This is a genomic window from Paenibacillus andongensis (assembly GCF_025369935.1).
Lineage (GTDB): Bacteria > Bacillota > Bacilli > Paenibacillales > NBRC-103111 > Paenibacillus_E > Paenibacillus_E andongensis.
Genome location: NZ_CP104467.1, coordinates 1,638,564 through 1,660,448 on the forward strand (window position 1 = coordinate 1,638,564; position 21,885 = coordinate 1,660,448).

General features: G+C 46.0%; 22 protein-coding genes. 14 read left to right on the plus strand and 8 right to left on the minus strand.

Annotated elements, in window-relative coordinates:
• Positions 1–78: 78 nt before the first annotated feature.
• The 6 genes from NYR53_RS07610 to urtA all read right to left on the minus strand — a co-directional run bounded on the left by NYR53_RS07610 (position 79) and on the right by urtA (position 6,059).
• Complete coding sequence (locus NYR53_RS07610) at positions 79–765, minus strand: response regulator transcription factor (RefSeq protein WP_261304615.1); 687 nt, start codon at positions 763–765, stop codon at positions 79–81.
• 317 nt (positions 766–1,082) lie between these two features.
• Positions 1,083–1,778 (minus strand): urea ABC transporter ATP-binding subunit UrtE, encoded by a 696-nt coding sequence (gene urtE, locus NYR53_RS07615; RefSeq protein ID WP_261304616.1) that lies wholly within the window; start codon positions 1,776–1,778, stop codon positions 1,083–1,085.
• Positions 1,771–2,562 (minus strand): urea ABC transporter ATP-binding protein UrtD, encoded by a 792-nt coding sequence (gene urtD, locus NYR53_RS07620; protein ID WP_261304617.1) that lies wholly within the window; start codon positions 2,560–2,562, stop codon positions 1,771–1,773. The genes urtE and urtD overlap by 8 nt, the downstream gene beginning before the upstream one ends.
• A 49-nt stretch (positions 2,563–2,611) precedes the next feature.
• Entirely contained in the window at positions 2,612–3,688 is a 1,077-nt protein-coding gene (urtC, locus tag NYR53_RS07625) for an urea ABC transporter permease subunit UrtC (protein ID WP_261304618.1), read from the minus strand.
• A gap of 21 nt (positions 3,689–3,709) precedes the next feature.
• Positions 3,710–4,615, minus strand: a complete 906-nt coding sequence (gene urtB / locus NYR53_RS07630; RefSeq protein WP_261304619.1) for an urea ABC transporter permease subunit UrtB — start codon at positions 4,613–4,615, stop codon at positions 3,710–3,712.
• A 169-nt stretch (positions 4,616–4,784) separates the two neighbouring features.
• Positions 4,785–6,059 (minus strand): urea ABC transporter substrate-binding protein, encoded by a 1,275-nt coding sequence (gene urtA, locus NYR53_RS07635; protein ID WP_261304620.1) that lies wholly within the window; start codon positions 6,057–6,059, stop codon positions 4,785–4,787.
• A 283-nt stretch (positions 6,060–6,342) separates the two neighbouring features.
• Here urtA and NYR53_RS07640 point away from each other — a divergent pair, with 283 nt between their 5' ends.
• The 8 genes from NYR53_RS07640 (at position 6,343) to NYR53_RS07675 (ending at position 12,908) form a co-directional block, all read left to right on the plus strand.
• The gene (locus NYR53_RS07640) at positions 6,343–6,645 is read left to right on the plus strand and encodes an urease subunit gamma (protein WP_261304621.1); all 303 of its coding nucleotides are present in this window, start codon (positions 6,343–6,345) and stop codon (positions 6,643–6,645) included.
• A 33-nt stretch (positions 6,646–6,678) separates the two neighbouring features.
• Positions 6,679–7,062 (plus strand): urease subunit beta, encoded by a 384-nt coding sequence (locus NYR53_RS07645; protein WP_261304622.1) that lies wholly within the window; start codon positions 6,679–6,681, stop codon positions 7,060–7,062.
• 13 nt (positions 7,063–7,075) lie between these two features.
• Positions 7,076–8,758, plus strand: a complete 1,683-nt coding sequence (ureC, locus tag NYR53_RS07650; RefSeq protein ID WP_437180170.1) for an urease subunit alpha — start codon at positions 7,076–7,078, stop codon at positions 8,756–8,758.
• Positions 8,759–8,798: 40 nt separating this feature from the next.
• Positions 8,799–9,524, plus strand: a complete 726-nt coding sequence (locus tag NYR53_RS07655; RefSeq protein ID WP_261304624.1) for an urease accessory protein UreF — start codon at positions 8,799–8,801, stop codon at positions 9,522–9,524.
• A 43-nt stretch (positions 9,525–9,567) separates the two neighbouring features.
• Positions 9,568–10,227 carry an urease accessory protein UreG gene (ureG, locus tag NYR53_RS07660; protein WP_261304625.1) on the plus strand — a complete coding sequence of 220 codons (660 nt, stop codon included), beginning with the start codon at positions 9,568–9,570 and terminating at the stop codon, positions 10,225–10,227.
• The gene (locus tag NYR53_RS07665; RefSeq protein ID WP_261304626.1) at positions 10,220–11,074 is read left to right on the plus strand and encodes an urease accessory protein UreD; all 855 of its coding nucleotides are present in this window, start codon (positions 10,220–10,222) and stop codon (positions 11,072–11,074) included. The genes ureG and NYR53_RS07665 overlap by 8 nt, the downstream gene beginning before the upstream one ends.
• 206 nt (positions 11,075–11,280) lie before the next feature.
• Entirely contained in the window at positions 11,281–12,258 is a 978-nt protein-coding gene (gene cyoE / locus NYR53_RS07670) for a heme o synthase (protein ID WP_367618629.1), read from the plus strand.
• 17 nt (positions 12,259–12,275) lie between these two features.
• Positions 12,276–12,908, plus strand: a complete 633-nt coding sequence (locus tag NYR53_RS07675) for an SCO family protein (protein WP_261304627.1) — start codon at positions 12,276–12,278, stop codon at positions 12,906–12,908.
• A 21-nt stretch (positions 12,909–12,929) separates the two neighbouring features.
• On the opposite strand, the gene NYR53_RS07680 is transcribed toward NYR53_RS07675, so the two are convergent.
• Positions 12,930–13,283 (minus strand): toprim domain-containing protein, encoded by a 354-nt coding sequence (locus NYR53_RS07680; RefSeq protein ID WP_261304628.1) that lies wholly within the window; start codon positions 13,281–13,283, stop codon positions 12,930–12,932.
• A 171-nt stretch (positions 13,284–13,454) separates the two neighbouring features.
• Positions 13,455–14,621: an MFS transporter gene (locus NYR53_RS07685; protein ID WP_261304629.1), complete on the minus strand. Its 1,167-nt coding sequence runs from the start codon at positions 14,619–14,621 to the stop codon at positions 13,455–13,457.
• A gap of 111 nt (positions 14,622–14,732) precedes the next feature.
• Here NYR53_RS07685 and NYR53_RS07690 point away from each other — a divergent pair, with 111 nt between their 5' ends.
• The 6 genes from NYR53_RS07690 to asnB all read left to right on the plus strand — a co-directional run bounded on the left by NYR53_RS07690 (position 14,733) and on the right by asnB (position 21,849).
• Positions 14,733–14,888, plus strand: a complete 156-nt coding sequence (locus NYR53_RS07690) for a hypothetical protein (RefSeq protein WP_261304630.1) — start codon at positions 14,733–14,735, stop codon at positions 14,886–14,888.
• Between the two features lie 54 nt (positions 14,889–14,942).
• A complete protein-coding gene (locus NYR53_RS07695; RefSeq protein WP_261304631.1) occupies positions 14,943–15,377 on the plus strand; it encodes a hypothetical protein in 435 nt (144 codons plus the stop codon).
• 40 nt (positions 15,378–15,417) lie between these two features.
• A complete protein-coding gene (locus NYR53_RS07700; RefSeq protein ID WP_261304632.1) occupies positions 15,418–16,566 on the plus strand; it encodes a transglutaminase domain-containing protein in 1,149 nt (382 codons plus the stop codon).
• A gap of 168 nt (positions 16,567–16,734) precedes the next feature.
• The gene (locus NYR53_RS07705; protein WP_261304633.1) at positions 16,735–17,457 is read left to right on the plus strand and encodes an HAD-IA family hydrolase; all 723 of its coding nucleotides are present in this window, start codon (positions 16,735–16,737) and stop codon (positions 17,455–17,457) included.
• An 18-nt stretch (positions 17,458–17,475) separates the two neighbouring features.
• Positions 17,476–19,539: a peptidoglycan D,D-transpeptidase FtsI family protein gene (locus NYR53_RS07710; protein ID WP_261304634.1), complete on the plus strand. Its 2,064-nt coding sequence runs from the start codon at positions 17,476–17,478 to the stop codon at positions 19,537–19,539.
• Positions 19,540–19,974: 435 nt separating this feature from the next.
• On the plus strand, positions 19,975–21,849 hold the full coding sequence (asnB, locus tag NYR53_RS07715) for an asparagine synthase (glutamine-hydrolyzing) (RefSeq protein WP_261304635.1): 1,875 nt from the start codon (positions 19,975–19,977) through the stop codon (positions 21,847–21,849).
• Positions 21,850–21,885: the final 36 nt, after the last annotated feature.

The window sequence follows — 21,885 nt, forward strand, 5'->3', positions numbered from 1 at the left end:
TCATCATATTGTGCTCATGCCCATTTGGTGACTGGTTTTAGCTTAATTTTCCCAAACAAAAAAAGCCCCATCAGGAGCTCACGTAAGTAGGAATTTATAACCGACACCCCATACCGTCTTAATATATTTCGGTTCTTTGGGATCGGCTTCTATTTTTTTGCGAAGGTTTGCGATATGTACATCGATTGCACGTTCGGTTACATAGGAATCGAAACCACGGACCCGGTTTAGAAGCTCCTCCCGGCTGTATACTCGCCCTTGATTTTGCCAAAAAAGTTTCATGATTTCAAATTCAGAGAATGTGGTCTCTATGATTTTGCTATGTACAAAAAGGCAGCGCTTCTCTAGATCCAGATGAACGACTTGCTCGGTCGTATCGGTAGATTGAACTGGCGGAGGAAAGGCATGTGAACGTCGCAGTAAAGCTTGTATTCTTGCTGACAGTTCCCTCATTGAGAATGGTTTACATAGGTAATCATCAGCACCAGTCTGCAGGCCTTTGACGCGATCGGAGACCTCATTTTTGGCGGATACCATAAGAATGGGGATGGCTGACGAATTGCGGAAGTCTGTGCATAGTTGAATCCCGTCAACATCAGGCAGCATAATATCAAGCACGATGACATCAGGTTCGAAATCTCGGAATAGCACTTCACCTTGATGTCCAGTTTCCGCACGCATAACTTGATAGCCTTCCTCGTACAAATAAATCGCCATCATCTCGCCAATACTTAAATCATCTTCAATAATTAATATCTTAGACATAAACGTCCCCCTCCTTTTCCTTCAAAAGGTTCGGTGCTCGATATGCCGGACGCAACATTCGATCCTATATATGCATGTTATCATTATACATTTTGTGACGTCCAGTTTAACTTTATAATTAGTTCCTTTGTATGCAAGGATAAACGACTCCGTCGTCCTTCTAGGACGAGCGTGTTTGTCAAGGTAGATGCGAAGCAAAAGTATAAAACTTATACTTTCTTATCTACAAAAAAAAGAAGCTGGACGGTACTTGACGCCTAGTTTCTTAGGTCAAGTCATCCAGCTTCCATTTATAGTGTGGGTCCTTGAAGTCAAAATCATACCGTTAAATGCTTTCGGACTTGATCTTCGCTCAAATGCTCGGCATGGCCTTCGGCAGCTATGGTCCCTCGGTCCAAAACATAATAATAATCGGCGATGCTGGTAGCGAACTCTAAGCTTTGTTCGACAAGCAATACGGCAATTTCTCGATTGCGTTTGATTGATTCTATGATGGCTTCAATCTCCATGACGATAGAAGGTTGGATACCCTCCATCGGCTCATCCAGCAGGAGTAGCTTAGGGCCGGGGGCCATGGCACGGGCTATCGCTAATTGCTGCTGCTGCCCTCCGCTGAGGTCGCCCCCTTTGCGGTGAAGCATTTGACGAAGTACGGGAAAAGTGTCGAAGAGAGATTCAGGGAGCTTTTTTCTTCCATCTGTTGCAGCTTCAAGCCCAAGCAGCAGGTTTTCCTCGACAGTAAGCTGTGGGAAAATCTCACGGCCTTGCGGCACGTAGCCGATCCCTAATTTGGCTCGTCGATCCGGCAGAAAGGACGTTATGTTCCCTTCGTTATAGTGGATCGTGCCGGATTTCGGCTGAATGAGTCCCATAATGCTCTTCATGAGTGTGGATTTCCCTACACCGTTGCGGCCCATTAGACAAACGATTTGGCCAGGTTTCACCTGAAGGTTGACATGGCGTACAACCATACTCTCGCCGTAACCGGCTTCTATCTTCTGAAGATTAAGCACCTCGCTCCACTCTCCTTCCAAGATAAACTTCAGCAACTTTATCGTCATTCTGAATGTCCTGCATCGTGCCTTCCCGAAGCACGGTGCCTTCATGAAGTACCGTGACGGTTCTAGCGAACTTACGAACAAACGCCATATCGTGTTCAACGACGATGATCGTCTGATTTGCCGCAATTTCGTGTAGCAGCTCACCTGTTTTCTCGGTTTCGCTATCTGTCATGCCGGCGGCAGGTTCGTCCAGCAACAATAGATCGGGCTCCTGCATGAGCAGCATCCCGATTTCAAGCCACTGCTTCTCGCCGTGAGAGAGTGATCCTGCGCGTTTTTTGACTTTATTTTGCAGGCCAATCATCTCGAGTCGGAGATGCAAGCGGTCGCGTTGTTCACTCGTCGTCTTGGTCAATAGAGCGCTGAGGAGGCCGCGCTGCTGTTTCATAGAAAGAGCCAAATTTTCAAAAACGGTTAATGTTGAGAAGACGGAAGGCGCTTGGAATTTACGTCCAATGCCGAGTTGTGCGATTTGATGTTCTTGGTGCTTGGAGAGATCAATCGATTCTTTGAAATAAACGTGACCTTGTGAAGGCTTCACTTTCCCGCAAATGACATCCAAGAGCGTTGTTTTACCTGCTCCGTTCGGCCCGATAAGGAACCGAAGCTCTCCATATTGCAAGGAAAAGTCCAGATTGCTTAAGGCTTTAAATCCATCAAAGCTCACTTCAAGCCCTTTAACGCTAAGGATTTTCTCGCCGGCTACAGGTTGTTGTTTCGCTAATTGTCCTAGCATTGGGATGTTCCCCCTTCAAATTTCATAACATTAAGGATTTGGAGTATGGTCAGCTAGCTTCTTGCGATGAAGAAATCGGCTTAGGAAGCACGTTTTTTTTCCAATTGGAGGTGTAATGTGTAATCGTACCGACGATACCTTTGGGCAGCAGCAGTACAACAATAATGAACATGGCCCCGAGCATAATCGGCCACCAAGCAGGGTAAGCCTCGCTAAACGTTGTTTTGGCTGCGTTGGTAATTAACGCTCCAAGAACGGCGCCTCCGATCGTTGATCGCCCTCCGATAGCTACCCAAAGAACCATCTCGATCGAAGGGACAATGCCCATTTGTGCAGGTGAGATAATGCCTTCCTGAAGGACGAAAAGCACACCTGCAAGTCCAGCTAATCCTGCTGAAACGCAGTAAATGAATACTTTAAAAGTGACTGGATTGTAGCCAATAAAGCGAACCCGATTTTCCCCGTCACGAATGGCCGTGAGAATATTGCCCATCCGACTGGTGACGAGCAGACTGCACAGGATAAGAATGACAACAACAACAGCTAAAGTGAGATAGAAGAATAATAATTTCGTAGATTGTGATTGCAGGTTTAAGCCAATAAACGTGGTGAAATTGGTTAGACCGTTAGTTCCGCCTGTATAGCCTTGTTGACCAACGAATAACGTGACGGTAATAATGACTAACGCTTGAGACAATATAGAGAAGAAAGCACCTTTGATTCGATTGCGGAATGTAAAATATCCTAAGATGAAGGCGACGATCATTGGAACAATGAGGGCTAGAAGGAATGCTGCCCCTGCATGTTGGAAAGGAACCCAGAACCAGGGTAATCTCTCAACGCCGCTCCATGACATGAAATCCGGCAGCTGGTCTGGCGACGCGGCGAGCTTAAGATGCATGGCCATACAATAAGCGCCAAGTCCAAAGTAGACGCCATGGCCGAGGCTAAGAATACCCGTATAGCCCCAAATGAGATCAATTCCCATGGCGATGATGGCATAAGCGAGAAACTTGCCAAGAAGGGATAGTCGGAAGTCTGACAGGAACAGAGGTGCCAGAGCGATAGCGATCAAAAATACGGCATAAACGATCAATTTAAGCTTGGATTGTCCCGCTAAGAGCATGGAAGATGCCACATCCTTTCTTCAGTCTAAGGATCTTGAACGGATCGTCACAAGTCCCATCGGTTTCCATTGCAAGAAGGCGATTATGAGCGTAAAGACAAGCACTTTACCGAGCGTAGCACTTGTTGTGTATTCCAAAGCTGTATTGAAAACCCCAATACCTAATGCTCCTGCTACGGTTCCAATCAGTTTGCCAATTCCACCAAGTACAACAACCATGAAAGCATCCACAATATAGTAAGTGCCTATGGTCGGTCCAATAGGTCCAAGCAGCGTTAAGGCGCATCCGGCAATTCCTGCCATTGCGGAGCCAAAAGCGAAGGACTGAGCATCTACTCTACGTGTGGAAATACCGAGACAAGCAGCCATTTCACGATTCTGCATAACGGCTCTCATGCGTCTTCCTCCGGCAGAGTGATACAGGTACATATAAATCACCAAGATACACAGCGCTACCAAAGCAATAATAAAGAGGCGCTTGTAAGGGAGAATGAGGTCGGCTGACAGATGAAGTCCGCCTTCCAACCATTCGGGGGCTTTAACAGCCACATTAGGAGCACCGAAGATGGTGCGTGCAAGCTGCTGCAAGGCAAGGCTTACTCCCCATGTAGCAAGCAGGCTGTCTAGCGGTCTGCCATACATGAATCGAATAAGAAAAACTTCGAGCAGCCAGCCGACGAGGAAGGCTACCGCAAAGGCAACACCTAACGACACGATGAAATACCATCCGAAAGCGGAGGCCGGTAGAAACTTTTGGAACCACTGCTGAACTAGATAAGCCATGTAGGCGCCAATCATGATGAATTCGCCATGGGCCATATTCATAACATTCATCAAGCCGAATGTAATCGCAAGACCGATGGCGATCAGCAGCAGAATGGAACTAAGGCTTAGACCGTTAAATAATTGAAGAAGCAGCAGACTCATGGCAATCCCTCCCAGTAAACCCAAGTAAACAAAATAAACGTCTACCGTCCTTCTTGGACGGGGGCGTTTATCCAGAAATATAGCGACTTATCGTGTGAAACATATAAATTCTTATATTTTGGTGAAATCCAGGACTGCCGTTAGGCAATCCTGGCTCCAATAACTAACTTTATTTTTTCGTTACTTCTCCGCCCCATGGGTATGTTTTGAGGAAAGGATCTGGCTTGAGTGGTTGGCCGGAGTTCCAAATTTCCTTGATTTGGCCATCCGCCGTAATTTGACCGATACGTGCCGTTTTGGAAATATGTTGGTTCTCTCCATCAATAACCACTTTACCTTCCGGTGCGTTAAACTCAATACCTTTGGCAGCAGCTTTCACTTTCTCCACCTCAAAGGATCCTGCTTTCTTCACAGCTGCGGCCCATAAGTAAACGGCCGTGTAACCAGCTTCAATCGGATCGTCCGTAACGCGGTCTTTCCCATATTTGGCTTTGTAAGCTTCTACGAATTTTTTGTTCTCAGGAACATCAGTTGTTTGGTAGTAGTTCCAAGCCGTGTAGTGTCCATCTAAGACAGAAGCTCCTATACCGCGAACCTCTTCCTCTGCGATACTTACGGACATTGTTGTTAGATCTTTGGATGAAATGCCTGCATCTTTCAATTGCTTGAAGAAGGCTACGTTACTGTCGCCGTTAAGCGTATTGAAAATGACATCCGGCTTCTCTTTTTTGATTTTACTAATGATTGTATTGTAGTCGGTGTGTCCAAGTGGTGTGTATTCTTCGGCAACAAGTGTTCCGCCTTCAGCTTTCAACTGCTCTTTAATAATTTTGTTGGCTGTTCTTGGGAAGACATAATCAGAACCGAGTAGGTAGAATTTCTTGCCTTTGTTTTGCAGAAGCCAAGTTACCGCTGGGATAATTTGTTGGTTCGTTGTTGCCCCAATGTAGAAGATATTAGGTGATGATTCCACGCCTTCATACTGTACCGGATACCACAGTAATCCTTTGTTTTGTTCGACGACCGGAAGCACCGCTTTGCGGCTGGCAGATGTCCAACAGCCAAAGATCGTAACGACGCTGTCTTTTTGCAGTAACTTCTTCGTTTTCTCTGCAAAAGTCGGCCAATCGGATGCCCCGTCTTCAATCACGGGCTTGATTTTTTTACCTAAGAGTCCCCCAGCTGCGTTAATTTCGTCAATCGCCATAAGTTCAGCATCTCTTACAGATACTTCGCTAATGGACATGGTGCCTGTGAGTGAGTGAAGAATCCCAACAGGTACCGTTTCATCCTTCGTCTCCGCCTTAGCTTCAGCGGCTTTGGTTGCCATAGGTGTAGTTGTCGTGGATGTAGTTGGCTCTGTTTTTGCACAGCCAGCCATGACCATCATCAAAGCCATACTCAAAGCGACTGTGAGCTTACCTTTATTTCTTATCTCTCTCATTCACGTCCCACTCCCTTTGCTTACAAGATTTGGATTACAAGGCTTATGATAAAGTGCAAAACAAGTTAATGTCAATATAGATGACATGCATGAAGTGTTTTTTGTTAACTTTGCACAAAGACCAGTTATTTCTTTGTGAAAATCACATAAAATACGAAGAATGACTTCAGAAACAGTTGTTTAAATGTCATGATAACTAACATAAATGATTTACAATCATGAAATACACGAATATAATAAAGATAAAGAATTACCATTATTCGGATTTTAATGAGGTGAAGATGTGCATTTAACGGAGAGAGAAAAAGAAAAGCTGCTCATTACTGTGGCTGCTGATCTAGCACGCCGAAGACTTGCCAGAGGCTTGAAACTGAATTATCCCGAAAGCATAGCGCTGCTAACCTCCGAAATTATGGAAGGAGCCAGGGATGGATTGACCGTTGCTCAATTGATGACATTCGGTACAACGATTCTGAGAGCAGAGCAAGTCATGGAAGGTGTACCTCAAATGATTCATGAAGTACAGGTAGAGGCTACGTTTCCCGATGGGACCAAATTAGTTACTGTACACGAACCCATAACCTAACTATACAAATGATGAATCGAAAGGGGCGAGAAGATGGTTCCAGGCGAATATCGAACAGTCAAGGGATATATTGAAATGAATATAGGAAGACAAACGGTTCATTTGATCGTTACGAATACAGGGGATCGTCCCGTTCAAGTGGGTTCGCATTTTCATTTTTTTGAAGTGAACAGAGCGTTGGACTTCACGAGAGAACACGCCTATGGCATGCGTTTGGACATTCCCGCGGGAACGGCTGTCCGTTTTGAGCCTGGGGAACAGAAACCTATTCAACTTGTTGAACTTGGTGGAGCCAAACTTTCATATGGGCTAAATAACTTGAGTAAAGGCTTAGCTGCTAAAGGGAATATGTCAAGTGCTGCGAGAGAAAGATGGCAAACATGGGAGGGAAAGCCCGGTGAATCGAATAGATCGTAAAAGTTATGCGCTAATGTTCGGGCCTACAACGGGAGATGCCATTCGTTTGGCTGATACCGGGCTTTGGGCACAAATCGAGCATGATTACACCGTTTATGGTGATGAATGTAAATTTGGCGGCGGTAAGGTCATTCGTGACGGGATGGGGCAGTCCAGTGGAGCTACCCGTGACCAAGGTGTTCTCGATACCCTGATTACGAATGCAGTCATTATCGACCACTGGGGTATTGTCAAAGGTGACATCGGCATCAAAGATGGTCATATCGTGGGTATCGGCAAAGCGGGGAACCCGGACATTATGGATGGCGTACATCCCAATATGATCGTTGGTGCAAGCACGGAAGTTATTGCGGGTGAAGGTAAAATTGTAACCGCGGGCGGGATTGATGCTCATATTCATTTTATTTGTCCTCAGCAAATTGAAACGGCGCTTTCCTCAGGCGTGACAACGATGATTGGTGGAGGGACGGGGCCAGCTACTGGTACGAATGCCACGACTTGTACACCAGGTGCATGGCATATGCAGCGTATGCTGGAGGCAGCCGAAGCTTTTCCCATGAACTTGGGCTTTACGGGTAAAGGCAATGCATCTTTTCTAGCTCCGTTGAGAGAGCAAATTGAAGCGGGAGCTATTGGCTTGAAGCTTCATGAAGATTGGGGAACGACGCCGGCAGCAATCGACACGTGTCTCGAAGCAGCAGATCAATATGACGTTCAAGTTGCCATTCATACGGATACATTAAATGAAGCGGGATTTCTCGAGGATACGCTCGCAGCTATTAAGGGCCGTACGATTCATACGTATCATACCGAAGGAGCAGGCGGAGGGCACGCGCCGGATATTATCCGTGCCGCTGCTGAACTTAATGTACTACCGTCTTCGACAAACCCGACACGTCCTTACACGATCAATACGATTGAAGAGCATTTGGATATGCTCATGGTGTGTCATCATTTGGACAGCCGTATACCCGAGGATGTTGCTTTCGCGGATTCCCGGATTCGCCCAGAAACGATTGCTGCCGAGGATATACTTCATGATCTAGGTGTATTCAGTATGCTAAGTTCGGATTCCCAGGCCATGGGGCGGGTTGGCGAGGTTATTATCCGTACATGGCAAACGGCCGATAAAATGAAGAAGCAGCGTGGGCCGCTGGCTCCCGATACGGAAGATGGCGACAATTTCCGCATTAAACGTTACATCGCCAAATATACGATCAATCCGGCGATTACGCATGGGATTTCGCATCTTGTCGGTTCCATTGAGCCTGGGAAATTCGCGGATCTTGTCATATGGAGCCCGATGTTCTTCGGGGTTAAGCCGGATCTGGTACTCAAAGGCGGCAGCATTGCCTATGCGCAAATGGGAGATCCGAACGCTTCAATTCCAACGCCGCAGCCTGTATTTGGGCGTCCGATGTTTGCTGCTTTTGGCAAAGCTTTGACGCAAAGCTCGATTACCTTCGTCTCTCAAGCAGCCTATGATCGCGGCATTGCTGAGAAATTAGGGCTGCAAAAGCGTGTCGAGCCTGTGAAAGGCTGTCGCGATATTTCGAAAAAAGACATGATTCATAATAACGGCACGCCTTCCATAGAAGTAAACCCAGAGACCTATGAAGTGAAGGTTGATGGGGAAGCCATTACTTGTGAGCCGGCGACCGAAGTGCCAATGGCGCAGTTATACTTCTTATTTTAAAAGAGTGGGAAGTCCCCGATCGAGGTGATGACACAAAGCGATGACAACAAAGACAACGACATTTACGGAAGAGATAGCGCCTAGGTTTCACTGGCTTGCTTATCAGCAGCTTCTGGATTCAGCTTTGCCCATTGGCGGATTCTCTCATTCCTTTGGTTTGGAAACGCTCGTGCAGCAAGAGCGATTAACAACGATTGATGAACTCGAAGCTTATATTCGCACGATGCTCGCTTTTAGCTGGGCACCGTCAGATACGATGGTAATCAAAGCTGCCTATACCCATATTCCAAGGCTGGAATGGGATCAGCTCTGGGAAATCGACCATATGCTGCATGTGCAGCGTATATCTAGTGAAGCGAGGAGCGGCGTTCAAAAGATGGGCCGCAGACTGCTCCAGCTATCGCGTTCGATGTACCCTGAGCTAAACTGGCAGCCTCTGGACGAAGCTGTGCAAGCCGGCCGCTGCAGCTCGAATCATCCGCTTGTCCATGGATGGGTAAGCTATCACCTCGGTGTGCCGCTATATCAAGCGGCGGAAGGCTATCTGTACAGCTGTATCATGACCTGTATCAACAGCGCGCTTAGACTCATGTCCATGGGTCAAACCCAAGGACAAATTCTTCTTGCGAAGCTGCTTCCTTTGACAGGAAGCGAGTGGCAGCGTGTAGCGCATTTGGATCCCTTGGATGCGTATACGAATGCACCGGCAGCAGATATCGCCATGATGCAGCACGAAACGCTCTATTCGCGATTATTCATGTCTTAATGAAGCAATTATGCCCTAATCATAATTTTTAGGAGGAATGACTATGTGTCAAGGTCAAGGTCACCATCACCACCACTGGGAGAAACCTGATGTGGATCGGAGTCGCCCTATGCGTATTGGAATCGGCGGACCTGTGGGTTCTGGTAAAACAGCGCTAGTGGAGCGTCTAGCGCGGAAACTTAACAACCGCTATAGTATTGCGGTGATTACGAATGATATTTATACGAAGGAAGATGCCCGTATTTTAATTAGCTCCGAGGCACTCCCTGAGGAACGCATTATTGGGGTAGAAACAGGCGGATGTCCGCATACAGCGATCCGTGAGGATGCTTCGATGAATTTCGAAGCTATTGAAGAGCTTGAGAAGCGTTTCGAGAATCTCGATATTATTTTCATCGAGAGCGGCGGAGATAACTTAGCCGCAGCGTTCAGCCCAGAGCTGGTGGATCGCTTCATCTATATCATCGATGTTGCTCAGGGGGAGAAAATACCGCGCAAGGGCGGTCCCGGCATTATGCGTTCCGATATGCTTATTATTAACAAAATCGATCTAGCCCCGTATGTAGGCGCCAGCCTGGAAGTGATGGATTCGGATACGAAGAAGATGCGCGGCGACCGTCCGTACATTTTCTCCAACCTGATGGGCGGCACAGGATTGGACGACATTGTCACATGGGTGGAACAGGAGTTCAGCCATGCCTAGCGTGACCGGGGAGATTAAGGCGGAATTTGCGGTACGCAGCGGCTTGACGCAGCTCGCCCACAAATACCATGCCTCCCCGCTCAAAATCGCCAAAACGTTTCGTTACGAGAACGAAACGCTGCTCCAGGACGCCCATCCTACGGATCAATTAGGCGTCTATATGATGGACTGCTCCCCAGGACTCATGTCAGGGGATCATTACGAAATCAACGTGCGCCTTGGAGACGGCGCGCGTGTTTTTCTAACGAACCAATCGTTCACGAAGGTTCATCCGTCTGAAGCTGGTCAGGGAAGCACGCAGCGCCAGACGCTTCATTTGGAAGCAGACGCGATGCTGGAATACATCCCAGAGCCCTTAATGCTCTATAAAGATGCCAGCCTAGCCGCTGAAATGGATGTTCATTTAGCAGCCGGGTCAGCATTGATTTTCTCGGATGTATGTTGTCCGGGGCGAACACAGCGAGGCGAAATATTTCAATACTCCCGTTATATGAATCGTATGAAAGTTTGGCACGGCAAGGAATTGATTTTTTATCAGAATCAAAGAATTGAACCAAAGACTATGCAGCTATCAGCACCAGGCTGCTGGGAGCGGGAAACTCATCTCGGTAATTTGTATATTTTCTCGGATCGCCTTAAACAACGTCATCTCGAGGAGGTATTGGAGAGTCTTGCGAAGCTTGAGGGTGTAGATGTCCGTATCGGAGCCAGTCTGACGTATAAATACGGTTTAATCGTCACTGTTATGGGAAGACATGCTTGGGAATTGCAGCTGGCTTTGACGAAAGCATGGCAGGATATTCGTCGCAGCTTATTAGCATTAACGCCATTAATGGTTACTAAATAATAAGATTAAACATGGATGGGAGCCCTTGGGGGCTCCTTTTTCCATGGAATCGCATGCTCCGATCATTTTTCACGCATACTGGAAGGAGAATCGACAATATGATGACAACTGCCTGCACTTCATTGTCAAACGATGTAGGGGTTGGTATGATGGGAGTGTTCATGATTAAGTTTGCTCGGAAATTCGACATAGAGGAGGACGTTTACGTGGAAAATCAAGTTAGCTACGAAAGCGTTTCGAATGGTTCGTCACAAGGGTCCATTGGGGCAGAAACCATAGAAGCTAGCAATATGCAAGCATCGGCTGAGCCGGTAACCATGAAAGATTTCTACCGCTTGGTAAAGCCAGGCATTATTTATTCCAATTTAATGACAGCTTTTGCTGGCTATTGGGTCGCTGCCCATTGGGATGTAAGCTGGGTACACCTAATTATGACGATGCTAGGAACAGCTCTGGTCATGGCAGGAGGAACGGTACTCAACAATTATTTGGACCGTGAAATGGATGCGAAGATGGAGCGGACGCAGAATAGAGCTCTTCCAAGCGGGAGAATGAGTGCGAATGTCGTTCTTTGGTACGGTATTATTTTAGGAACGATCGGTCTGGGAGTCCTATATTTTGGAGCGCAATCGCCTCTAGCAACGTTGATCGGACTGATTGGCCTGTTCTTGTATGTTTGGCTCTATACGGCATGGTTTAAAAGGACTTCCGTATGGAGTACATTCGTTGGAGCATTCTCTGGAGCTACACCCCCCGTTATTGGATATTGTGCCGTAAGTGGTACAGTTGATCTAGGTGCTATTCTCCTTTTTGCTTTCTTATTCCTCTGGCAGCCTCCGCATTTCTGGGCTCTTGGGATTCGCCGTATGGAAGAATATCGCGCTGCAGGATTCCCGCTTCTACCCGTCGTGAAGGGGACTTACGTGACCAAGATTAGTATGGTGCGTTATGTCGTTTTACTTGTTCCTGTAACCGTGATGTTAACGGCTTATGGATATGTAGGTTACTTGTTTTTATTCGCATCAACCATCTTAGGATTGATTTGGGCTTTCATGAGTATCAAAGGCTTTAAGGCAACAGGTGAGGCCGAAGTGGTATGGGCTAAGCGCATGTTTCTGTTCTCTCTGTTGTATTTAACTCTCCTATCGTTCCTCATGGTTATTGATACTGTGAAAATTAGTTAGAATTGAGGGCTGAAGTAATGAATACGTTTATCGGGAAAAATTGGTTTAAGCTAGCGCTGGGCGCTATTTTAATTGCCATGATTGCATCATTTGCCTATAAATTATGGGCTAACGGCAGTGAACCGGACCAACGTTTAACAGCAATGAAACAAGCTCCTTCGTTTCAATTGGAAGACTTAGATGGCAAACCAGTTGCCTCTCAAGATATGGATGGTAAGGTTAGACTTGTATACTTCTTTTATTCCTTTTGCCCGGACGTTTGCATGCCGACGACTTTTTTGCTTTCTCAGGTTCAGGAATCTTTGAAGAAGAAAGACTTACTGGGTACTAAAGCAGAAATTGTATCGATAACTGTCGACCCAAAACGAGATACACCGGAAGTGCTTAAAGAATTCGGTAACCGATTCGAGTCGAAGCCAGTTCCGGGCGGGTGGACTTTCCTCCGCGGAGAGGAATCGAAAATTCACAAGCTTGCTGAAGATTTCGGCATTATGGTGATTAAAGAGAAGGATGGTAATTTCTCGCATTCCAATGCTATTCTACTGGTTGACCCCAAAGGAAAACTCCGGAATTATTATGATGCGAGCAACCCGGAGTTGGATGTGGACCATATTGTCAAAGATGTTGTGACTTTATCTAAAGGAAAGTAAGTCAATCTTTCATCCTATTAACTATTCAAAAGCAGGGTCTGGAGCAGGGTATTTGATATACTCATCTAGCCCTGCTTTTTCTAATTGCTGAATGATGTATTCCTCGGGTGTCCCTTCCACGCCAGCATATCCTCTTCGCGTATAGATTTGTTCTGCGTCTGGAAATGTTTCTCGCAATAGAAAACGTATTTTTTTGCCGGAAGCATCATTATCAGTGAATATGAATACATGATTGTCATCCGCTTTTTTTCTCAGTTCTTCGAGAGTCAATGAACTAGGGGTACCGAATGTGCAGAGGATCATGACACTTTCATCAACCACGCGTTTTAACCGGCTTTTATCATTTTTACCTTCTACTATGATGACAATCGACATGAGATTTCCTCACTTTTAGGTTTTTTTGTAGTATAACCCGTTTTCGCAAGTGATCCAAGGATTTCATTCGACGATTAGGCGAATAGGATTGCGTAATTTCCCGGGAAATGACAGGGATTGACAGCACAAAAGACGGCTTGATAAGCTCAAGCCGCCATTTTGCCCGAGAAATTACGTCGTGATAGGCGTTTTAAATGTGCGCAGCGGTAAGAGGGAAAGTGCCAGCATTAAGATGAAGAACGCGATGAAGTAAGAGGAAATGTGATCTCGAAGCTGCCCGGCCATCATCGGACCGATAAAGGCGCCAACGGAATAGGAAATGGAAAGAAGGGAAAAGACGCGTCCATATCGATTGCTGCTTGTTATACCGGCAAGAAGGGCAGCAAGAGCGGGGTAAATGACACCTTTCGCCATTCCGATTAGGAAAAGGGAAACAGCGAGCGGTACTGGCCACTGAATGGCTAAACCGAAGAAAACGACCGCAAGCGATAAACTTCCGCAAACCGTTCGGATAAACGGCGGAATCTTATTTAAGAACCAGAAGCTGATGCTTAACAGGGCGCCTAAACTGATTAAAGTGAAAAAAACGCCGGACGTTAAGATAGACTCTCTGGCCGACTTCATAAGTGGAAGCTCAAAGAAAAGAATGCCTTGTGAGCAGGAGAGTGCCATCGGAATGAGAAAGAATAACCATGGAATCGTTACACTGGCGGGTAGATCTGATTCATGACTCAACATGCCATGACCATGATGATCTAAGATAGGGGATTTGCTCCCTGTTTGGGCTAAGAGCTGCTTTTCTTTCACACCGAAGATAGCAAGAATGCCTGTGACAATAAGAATCCAACCTAAGACGGAGAAGGCTGTTGTAAACCCGATTTTGGCAACTAATACAGCGCCTGCTGCTGGAGATACCACGGAAGCAAGGGTATGTATGAGACCGTTGCCAGCCATCAGTTTACTTTGGTGGATGCGATCCTTGGCTATGCGTGCAAGCAGCGATAAGCAGGCAGGGGATAAGAAGGCGAGTACGAATCCGCTAATCGAACGAATGTATAGCAAGTGCCAAGGATCTTTCACATTGGATTGAAAAAGTAAGATGATCCCTGCTACAATCAGGCTAAAGACAATAAAGATTTTACTTCCGTATTTGTCTACGCCGTAGCCAGCGATTAGATTCCCAGGCAAGTGTGTAATTGAGTATACGCCCATAATTAGCCCTATAAAAGAAGGAGCTGCTCCTAACGATAAGGCGAAGGGAGAAAGAATTGGGTACTGCGCGTGTAAATCAAAAAAAGCAACAAACATAAATAAGTACAACCAAATAGCTGTTCGCATGTTCTCACCACCTCAATCTTTTAGACTTGTCTCTTCTTAAGATGTACGCCGCTCGTCCGATAGATATGACCTTTCCATACAAATGACACAATTCTGTTTTTAGGAGGCTTTATGGACGCATATGTGATTGTTTTACTCGCTGGCGTGGCTATTTTCCTGGTTTTTCGGTTGAGACAGTCTTTTCGAAAAACAAGAAGCGGCGTCGATCAAACAGAAGAGATCGAACGAAAGTTAGCCCTGTTAAGGAAAAAAAGAGATGAAGATTAAGGATTCCCTGTAGTATGATAGGAAGGGACTTTTGGATAATTAGGAGGGGTTAGTTTGGATCAGTGGATTTCCTTTGCGCAGGATCGTTGGTACTTAATTGTAGCTGCTATTATTGTGCTTTTTATCGTGATCGGTATTGTGAAAACTGTGGTGAAATGGATTCTGGTCATCGCGATTGTTGGGGCTCTTGTCGTTTATGGAGCGAGCTATAAGGATAAAATAAAGGATATTGGGGCAAGCGTGGTTTCACAAGTCGGTGATGAAATCAAAGATAAAGCTGTCAGTACGTTAACCTCGGAAGCTAAAGATGCAGAGTTTAAAGCGAATCCTGACGGTTCCTTCCTCATTACGACGAAGAGCTTAAAGGTGGAAGGCAAAGCAGGGACGGATGAAGTGCAAGTCACCTTCCTTGGTAAAACATTTAAGATGAACGCGAACGCAGCCGTTAATGCTTTCATCGAACAAGCAAAGAAAAACGCAAAGCAGTAAGCAGAGTAATAGTTTGATTAAATTAGGATGGTGAGCAATCATGACGGATATGACGTGGTTACAATCAACTTCGATAAATGTAATATCCATTGTGATCGTTCTCACACTTGTAGGCTCTGTCGTTCAAGGGTTTTTCCGGGGAGGCTCAGGTTCAGCTAAACATCTTCTGTCTATGCTCGTGGAGGCGGTTATCGTCATTCTGTCCATGTTTATCGCGTGGAAAGGGGTCCAGTGGGTATCGCCTGTGATTCAAACCTGGTTGAAAGGGCAGAATTTACAAATTCCATCCGTAGAGATCAGCATGCTTAAACAAACTTATTATACAGTGATGACGAGTATCCGTGATTTCCCGCTGCTGCGTTTCGGTGTATTGTTTTTACTTGGCTATATGATCGTGAAGCAATTGCTGAACCTATTGGTTGATCCGTTGTTAGGAAGTTGGTTGGCCAATCGAGATCCTTACAGGGAGCGCAGCAGCTCTTTTATTAGTTCTGTCTCGGGTGGAGCCATTGGTTCTATCGCAGGACTCGCTAGGGCGCTCATTCTTATCGCTGTGCTTTTCATTTATGTAACGTTATTCCCGCACTCTATGATTACACCTTACATTGAATCGTCACAGATGTATCAAAAAGGCGCCAAAGAAGTTATTTCACCCTTCACGGGTGACTTCATTGCCGACAAAGTGCCCGTGTTCACACGTGCTGTCGAACAAGAATTTACGAATATCCTGCAGCGTAAGTATGAAGTTCTGGACGCGAAAATTCCAGGCAATATTGCAGATGCGGCCAAAGAAGTAACCGCCAGCGGGAAGACGGATGAAGAGAAGGCCAAGCTGTTGTATAAATGGGTAGGCAGCCGCATCAAATATGATTGGGATAAGGTAAACCTTTATGAAGAGAAACGAATCTGGAAAGAACAGACGCCAGAGGATACCTTCAACACCAAAGAAGGGGTTTGTATAGACTACTCTAGGCTATATGCACAGATGGCCAGATCCATCGGTCTTGATGTGAAAGTTGTCACGGGGCTAGGCTATGACGGGCAGGGCAGCTACGGGCCTCACGCTTGGAATGAGGTTTATCTGAAAGAGTCGGATCGCTGGGTACCGTTGGATTCTACCTGGGTGGCAAGCGGAGGCAACTGGTTCAATCCGCCTAACTTCGATCAAACACATGTTAAGGACGCTTAGAATGTATCAGCAAGAAGCCTTTCCTTTGGATTTCGAAGGGAAGGCTTTTTTTGTTAAGGTGGCTGTTCCTTCTAGAAAATCATGGGTAGTTCCGGAGGTTTTCTCATATGATGATTAAATGTGGTACACTAATAAGATAGGATTGTTTATAAGAATGAGGGAGATTGTATGCGGAAACCACTTCAGGAATATAAGATGATTTACTTAGATGCCGGGGACACTTTACTCACGATTCCAGCAGCCCAGACGATACTCAAACAGTATTTACAATTGCGATCTGTGGATCGCGATGAAGCTCATATTAGTGAACTATTTACGGAAGCTTTTCGTCTTTTTTATTATGTGAATAAGCAGGACAATTTCGTGGTTTGCAGTCCAGAGTCAGATCGCGAGTTCTGGGTTAATCTATATAAATATGTGCTTCATAAATTAGGCATTCACGAAGAATGGACAGAGGAAGAGATTTATACCTGCTGCCACGAGCTCTACGACATTTACACGGCACCCGAGTATTATGAATTGTTTGATGATGTTAAGCCATTCTTAGATGGTTTGAAGTCCCGAGGTTTTCGAATAGGGATTATCAGCAATTTTGCTCCTACCTTGAAAGCCATATTGGAGGATAAGGGGATTTTGCATGATTTCGACCCTGTCATCGTTTCAACAGAAGTGGGTCTAGAGAAGCCAGATCCGGCCATTTTCCAGCTTGCACTCGATAGGGCGGGGTTAGAGGCAAAGGATATTCTTTATATCGGCGACCATGAAACGAATGATATTTGGGCGCCAAATCAAGTCGGTATCGATGCTGTGCGAATTATCCGTTATTCTTATCATACAGGGGAGGGAATTCATTCCCTTCTTGAGTTGTTTCATGAGCAAGCTATTGCATAAGAAAGGATCTGAGAAGCGATGAAGTCATCCATTATGGATGATCCGAAGAAAAAAGAAATTACCAAAAAGCGGCACTTTTCGTTTCGGATCAATATATTTTTCTTTCTAACCTTTGTATTATTTTCGATCTTGATCGTGCGATTAGCTATCTTACAATTCGTTCAAGCCAAGGATCTTAAAGCGGCAGAAAATACAAACACGAATCAGACCACGAGTATCGCTCCTATTCGAGGCAATATCTACGACTCTACCAAATCTCCTCTTGCTTATACGATTCCTGTTCAGTCCTTGTTCTTCCGTATTGAACCCGGCCAACAAAACAAAGATGAAGTAATTGCGCTTGCTCAGCGGCTAAAGACCGAAGTTTTTGATAAATATGCCAAACCGAATTCGGTCAGCCCCACTCCGGAAGAAATCGTTCTAGCGATGGATTTAGGTTACGACATTAACAAAAATAAGGTGAAAGACCCAAGTTACTATTGGGTTCCGCGGCGGATTAAAGCAGATTTGTCCAAAGGGGAAATGGCTTATTTACTAGAGCACCGAGATGAATTTAAATGGCTGGAAGTGACGGAAGAGAGTATCCGTACTTATGAAATGGACGATGACAACAAGACGACGATAGCCACACATTTGGTTGGATATTTGAAATCATTTTCTACGCAAACGGCCAAAGATATTTATAAAGACAGCCCAACTAGCGAAGAATACCTGAACTCAGAAAATGTCGGTTTTGACGGCATTGAACGCATGTATCAGGATGAGCTGCGCGGTAAAAATGGGAGTAGGAAATATCCCGTCAACGCGGCTATGAAAATTATCGGAAGAGCCGAAGTGACAGCGCCTGTCAAGGGGAATAATCTCTATCTTTCGATTAATAAAGATATCCAGAAGGCAACCGAGAGAATACTGGAGGATCATATCAAATATTTACGCAGCCCGACTCATGCCAATGATCTGTATATGAAAACAGGGATGAAAGCCTCCTCTGGTTTTGCCGTTGCGATGGAAGTGGATACAGGGCGTGTCGTTACGATGGCGAACTATCCGGATTACGATGCTAATGCATGGACGGGAGGGATTTCGCCGGATATTTACAAAGAAATTGGTACGTATATTTCCAATGGCTCCATCATGACAGCTAAGTCCAAATATCCGGACGAGAAGGAAAATGCGAAGCACCCGTCTTCCATTGTATTTATGGGTTCAACGATTAAGCCTTTGTCGGTATTAATCGGACTTAAAGAGAAATTATTCGGCGCTTATGAGAACTACTACGATTCAGGATCGTTTAGCTTTGGTAAGGGTGGGTCAAGTACCATCACAAATTCGGGTAAAGCTGCTTACGGGTATATTGATGCTGCTGGGGCTATTGAACACTCTTCTAACACATTTATGTCCGAGAAAGTGGGTATTCCCTTCTACTTGAAATATGGGGGAGAAACACCGAAGGTCACAGCGAAATGGGCAGAATATCTTGCGAAATTTGGCATGGGCGTGAAAACAGGAAGCGGTCTCCCAGGTGAATTCGCGGGTTCCAATGATTTTATCAAAAATGCTCAAAAAGACAGTTACCAATCCGCTATGGTCTACGCTTCATGGGGACAAAATGAAAAAACGACTACACTGCAGCTTGCTCAATATACAGCTACTTTGGCCAGTCGCGGGAAACGTATGAAGCCTCTTTTCGTAGATGAAATCCGAAACTACCAAGGTGAACTAGTTAAAAAAATTGAGCCAGAGGTTATTGAAGATTTTTCCTCTGAATTTGCTAAAGAAGATTGGAATACCATTATCCATGGGATGAAAAGTGGTGCCGAAGGCATTGATGAATTACCTTTTAATGTAGCACGCAAAACAGGTACATCGACGCAAGCTGTATCGGGAGGTTCTGTAGAAAACGCGGTGTTTATTGCATTCGCTCCTGTAGAGAACCCGAAGCTAGCTGTTGCTGTTGTTGTGCCGGAAGGCGGATTCGGACGCTACGGAGCATCCCCGATTGCAGCCAAAATCTTTCAGGCATATGATGCGGCGAACGACGGTATTCTGACGAAGCTCGGCGGCGGGAAAAGGCCGTGGTAATAGACTTGGATTTATAAAATATCAGTCATGGGGATCTGCGAAAGCAGGTCCTTTTAGTTTGCCCTGTTTAGTCATTGTATGCAGCGGATAACACGGATAAGAAAGTGGATGTTAAAACATAGTGAAGCAATAACACAAGTGGAGGAACCGTTTCGAATCCTTGAGCATATCCTAGTTTAGGGGAAAGAACATGTTCTACCCTAAAAGTTGCACAAGGCAAACTTTTATGCGCAGAGGAAAGGTGGAGGCACGTATGAAAAAAACCAGGTTATCAGCTTCATTAAAGCGACTTCTGATTTCCATCATTTTTCTATAGGATACAGCGCTTTCACGTACTTTCATCGCATTTCCAGAATGACGGACAGATATGGTATACTTATATATCGGTTGTCGAAGAGAAAGATTGATGAATGGTACGGAGGAGTGAGTTTCACCATGTGTGGTATTACGGGTGTCATGTATTTTGAAGATAGAGAACCAACCACTGCAATGTTGCAGCAAATGACAGATGTTATTGTTCATCGGGGTCCGAACGATTCCGGTTTTTGGACGGATAATCGGATTGGGCTCGGCTTTCGCCGTTTGTCCGTTATTGATCTAAAAGAAGGGCATCAGCCATTGGCCAATGAGGATGATTCCGTATGGATCATTTTCAACGGGGAGATTTATAATTATAAGGCTTTACGCAGTATGCTGCAGGAGCGCGGGCATCAATTCCGCACGCAAAGTGATACGGAGGTTATCGTTCACCTCTATGAGGAGTATGGAGAGGAATGCGTCAAATACATGCGCGGCATGTTTGGCTTCGTTATTTGGGACAAGAAAAAGAAGCAGCTGTTCGGAGCGAGAGACCACTTCGGCATTAAGCCGTTTTACTATCATGTCAATGACCGCCAGTTCTTGTTCGGCTCCGAAATTAAGAGCTTGCTGGCTGCGGACGGCATGAACCGGTTGATCCACACGGACAGCTTGCTGAACTATCTGACCTTTCAATACGTGCCGGAGCCTAACACGATGTTCCATGGCATACATAAGCTTCCCCCAGGGCATACGGTCAAAATAACGTTTGACGGAGAAATGTCAATAAATAAGTATTGGGATCCCATGTTTGAGCCGGAGGATCGTCCGTTTGACTATTATGTGGAGCAAATTCGTGAAACATTGAAGGATTCGGTCAAGCTCCACATGGTTAGTGATGTGGATCGCGGCTGCTTCTTGTCGAGCGGGATTGACTCGACGGCGATTGCTACACATATGCGGAATATCGAACCGATCCGCACGTTCTCCGTTGGCTTCGAAGGCGCCAACAATGAAACGCCGATTGCCGCTCAAACAGCTGCGGCACTAGGCACAGAGCATTACGACAAAATCATCACGCAGGATGATTTCTTCGGCACGATGCCGAAGGCGATCTGGCACCAGGACGAGCCTGTCGCCGATCCTTCGGCCATTGCCCTTTATCACGTGGCGAAGCTTGCACGTGAGCAAGTGACGGTTGTTCTGTCCGGCGAAGGCGCGGACGAGCTGTTCGGCGGCTACCGCATTTATCGCGAGCCGCAATCCTTACGTCCGATTGACCAGCTGCCGACATCGGTGAAGCGCATGCTGAACCGCTTTGCTCGGATGCTGCCAAGCAGTGTCAAGGGCCGCAACTATTTGCTGCGCGGCACGACACCGCTTGAGGAGCGTTTCCTCGGCAACGCCAAAATTTTCTCCGAGGATATGAAAGCGGAGGTGCTGCGTCTTGATAATGAGATGCTGCGCGCCTATAAGAATCCAGTGCAAATTGCTGGCGATTACTACAATAAGACGAAGCATCTTGATCCAGTGAGCCGGATGCAGTATATCGACATGAATCTATGGATGCCTGGCGATATATTGATGAAGGCTGACAAGATGACGATGGCACACTCACTCGAGCTGCGTGTTCCTTTCCTTGATAAGGAACTGTTCGAAGTGGCACGCCGCATTCCGGCCAAGTACCGAATCGCGAATGGAACGACGAAGTACATTTTCCGGAAGGCCATGGAAGGTATCATCCCTGATCCGATCTTGAACCGTCCGAAGCTAGGCTTTCCGGTACCGCTGCGTGATTGGATGAAAGGTTCGATGGGCGATATGGTTCTGGAACTAATTAAGTCCAGCGGAATTGAAGATTATATTGACATCAACGCTGTGGAGCGCATGCTGCATAAGCATCGTAATAATCAGGGCGATTATGCTCGCCGCATTTGGACCATCTATATATTTGCCCTCTGGCATGTGACATTCATGGAAGAACTGCCTAAGAAAGTGCTCGCTGCTTACTAGGTCTACTAATGACGTAGAGACAGGGGATGGGAAACC